Source organism: Lachnospira intestinalis, from assembly GCF_040095895.1.
GTDB classification, from domain to species: domain Bacteria; phylum Bacillota; class Clostridia; order Lachnospirales; family Lachnospiraceae; genus Lachnospira; species Lachnospira intestinalis.
The window spans coordinates 1-2,710 of sequence record NZ_JBBMFS010000026.1 but is presented as its reverse complement, the minus strand read 5'-3'; the positions used below and the strand labels follow the sequence as shown (position 1 = coordinate 2,710).

General features: G+C 35.4%; 4 protein-coding genes. 3 read left to right on the top strand and 1 reads right to left on the bottom strand.

Annotated elements, in window-relative coordinates; all coding sequences use genetic code 11:
* Positions 1-67 (bottom strand): hypothetical protein (locus WMO37_RS14805; protein ID WP_349155403.1); only part of this gene is annotated, 67 nt, incomplete at its 3' end.
* A gap of 160 nt (positions 68-227) precedes the next feature.
* On the opposite strand from WMO37_RS14805, the gene WMO37_RS14800 reads away from it, so the two are divergent.
* The 3 genes from WMO37_RS14800 (at position 228) to WMO37_RS14790 (ending at position 2,700) form a co-directional block, all read left to right on the top strand.
* Positions 228-1,022, top strand: a complete 795-nt coding sequence (locus WMO37_RS14800) for an MBL fold metallo-hydrolase (RefSeq protein WP_349155402.1) — start codon at positions 228-230, stop codon at positions 1,020-1,022.
* A 256-nt stretch (positions 1,023-1,278) separates the two neighbouring features.
* Positions 1,279-1,407 (top strand): helix-turn-helix domain-containing protein, encoded by a 129-nt coding sequence (locus WMO37_RS14795; RefSeq protein ID WP_227090609.1) that lies wholly within the window; start codon positions 1,279-1,281, stop codon positions 1,405-1,407.
* A gap of 525 nt (positions 1,408-1,932) precedes the next feature.
* Positions 1,933-2,700, top strand: a complete 768-nt coding sequence (locus WMO37_RS14790; protein ID WP_496111652.1) for a ParM/StbA family protein — start codon at positions 1,933-1,935, stop codon at positions 2,698-2,700.
* Positions 2,701-2,710: the final 10 nt, after the last annotated feature.

Below are 2,710 nucleotides of genomic sequence, written 5' to 3'. Positions count from 1 at the left end.
CACCTGTTTTACGCAATTCTACAGTGATTTTTGGAGCACCGTAGTTCTGCTTGGAATCATCATAAATATCCTGTATTATTGCAGTTATATCGGTATTGGTAATATTAGCAGGAACTTATATGACGTCAAGTGGAATCAAAAACTGTAAATGAAAAAGTTTAGAAAAAGAGGATATAATGATTGGTTGATGTAAGTATAACTATAAACATTTATGCGGAGGTAAATTTGTGAAAATTATTTCGTTAGTGGAAAACACCACAAAATCTGAACTTAAGGCAAAGCATGGGCTTTCGCTTTATATAGAAACAAAAAAACATAAGATTTTGTTTGATTTAGGCCCGGATAAAACATTATTTGAAAATGCAGTTAAAAGAAATATAGATATTTCAAAGGTAGATACGGTTATTATATCTCACGGTCATATAGACCACGGAGGAGCATTAAAAAGTTTTTTGGAAGTTAATTCTTCGGCAAAAATATATGTACAAAGAACTGCTTTTGAACCGCATTACAGTAAAACCTTATTCATTAAAATACCCGTTGGAATAGATGCTGCAATTAAGGGAAATAAGCAGATAGTACTGTTGGACGGTGATTACAAAATTGACGATGAATTATTACTGTTTACAGTTGATAAAATAAACAGATTTTATTCGTCTGTTAATGATGCTCTTTATGACGATAAAGGAAAAGACCAATTCAGACATGAGCAGAATTTGGTTATTTTTGAAAATCAAACAGCGCTTATTATGGGGTGTGGACATGCCGGTGTTATCAATATCATGGAAGAAGCAAAAAAATATAGCCCCGATTTGTGTGTGGGAGGTTATCATTTATTCAATCCTCTTACAAAGAAAACGGTATCGACGGAATTGTTAAAAGATATCGCAACGGAGCTTCAAAAATATAAAGATACTGAGTTTTATACCTGTCATTGTACAGGAAAAAAGGCATTTGATTATTTATCACATCAAATGAGTAATATGCACTACATATCTTGTGGTGAAAGTGTTGAAATTTAATATTTTAGAAAATTTAAATTTACACTTAGTCAGCTTGTTGATTTTTATACAATAAATGGGCAATTTCAATCGGGATAGCCCAATTTCTGAATGGATAGAAATGATAGAAATGCAAATTGGAACATATCCCGGTAATTAATTAAATACATTAACTCTACGGAGCGTAGAAACCGCAAAAATTCACCATATTCTACGTTGCGTGGGTGTGATTGGAAATAGGATTGAAGGATAATTAAGCCAGAAAGGAGGAAAGCAAATGGATCAAATAAAAATTGGAAGATTTATAGCTGATGAGAGAAAGAGAAAAGGGTATACTCAAAAACAGCTTTCTGAAAAATTAGAAATCAGCGATAAAACAATTTCAAAATGGGAACGAGGTGTTTGAGTTATAATAGGACCAAGTTAGATGAAACCCAGTAAAATCAAGGGGTTATGCCTAATTTAGTCCTTATTTTTATACCAATTTAGCGGTAGATAAGGCAGCGCTGTTATATCAAAACCGAAAATCCAAGTCAGTATCACAGATGTCCGCAATCAGTCTGAGAGTGAATCTGTGTGCTTAGATTAGGTACAATTTTATATCAAAACATTTAGTGAGGACTAAATTAGCACTTGAGATGGAATATTCCATCAGCTGGTTTGGTCCTCTTTTTATTTGAGAGGAGTGGTCGAATGGGCAAAGTGTTAATTTGGTTCGTAATCATTATTAGTACAGTGGTTCTCTACTGTCTTATGAAAGTTAAGGCAGAGAGTGATGAACTGTATGAGGAATTAATGAGAAAGCATTTTTATGGCAGGTCTGATGATATTCCTGCATCTGACCAAACTAAGCACTTGAAAGGGTGTGGGTAATTATATGAAATTTTGCAAAACAATAATGCAGACAATACAGAAAAGGAGTGAAAGGAACATGAATAACAAGTTAGAAGTAATCGGCATTGATCATGGCTGGTCAATGATGAAAACAATCTCTCAGGTATTTGTCACAGGTGTTAAGGAGATTACAACAACTCCGGCACTTTTCGGCGATGTACTTGAGTATGAAGGAAAGTTCTATAAGGTTGGAACTGTGAGGCAGGAAGTAAAGGATACCAAGGTCGAAGATGACAGCTTTTATCTTCTCACTCTTGCAGCAGTTGCTAAGGAACTTAAAAGAAGAGGTCTTGCAGAGGCAAAGGTATTCCTTGCTGTAGGACTTCCGCTTACAAGGTTTGGAGCAGAGAAGAATGATTTTATCAAGTACCTGACAAAGAATAAGCGTGTAAGCTTCAAATATGAGAATGAGTCATATCATATTGAAATTGATGATGTGGCAGTATTTCCTCAGTGCTATGCAGCAGTAGTGGACAAGATTCCTGCTATGGCAAAGAAAACACTGATAGTAGATATTGGAAGCTGGACAATCGACATTATGCCGGTAATCAACAAGTCTCCGGATGAATCAAAGTGTGTGACGATTCCCAAAGGTCTTATTACCTGTATGCGTTCTATCAATGAGCAGTGTGTAAGACAGCTTAACGGAGAGGTAGACGAGTCAGAGATACAGAACATCATGCGATATGGCAGGTCAGATATTGATGATGAATACTTTGCCATTATTAAGGCAGAGATTGGATTGTCAACACTTTTTCAGACAAATTTTTTTAGGTTATTTTCCCGATATTGTACAGGCGTTTGATACCCTAGGG

Excerpts from the sequence above, each read along its gene's own strand:
- WMO37_RS14795 (WP_227090609.1), top strand. The coding sequence starts at position 1,279 with ATGGATCAAATAAAAATTGGAAGATTTATAGCTGATGAGAGAAAGAGA.
- WMO37_RS14790 (WP_496111652.1), top strand. The coding sequence starts at position 1,933 with ATGAATAACAAGTTAGAAGTAATCGGCATTGATCATGGCTGGTCAATG.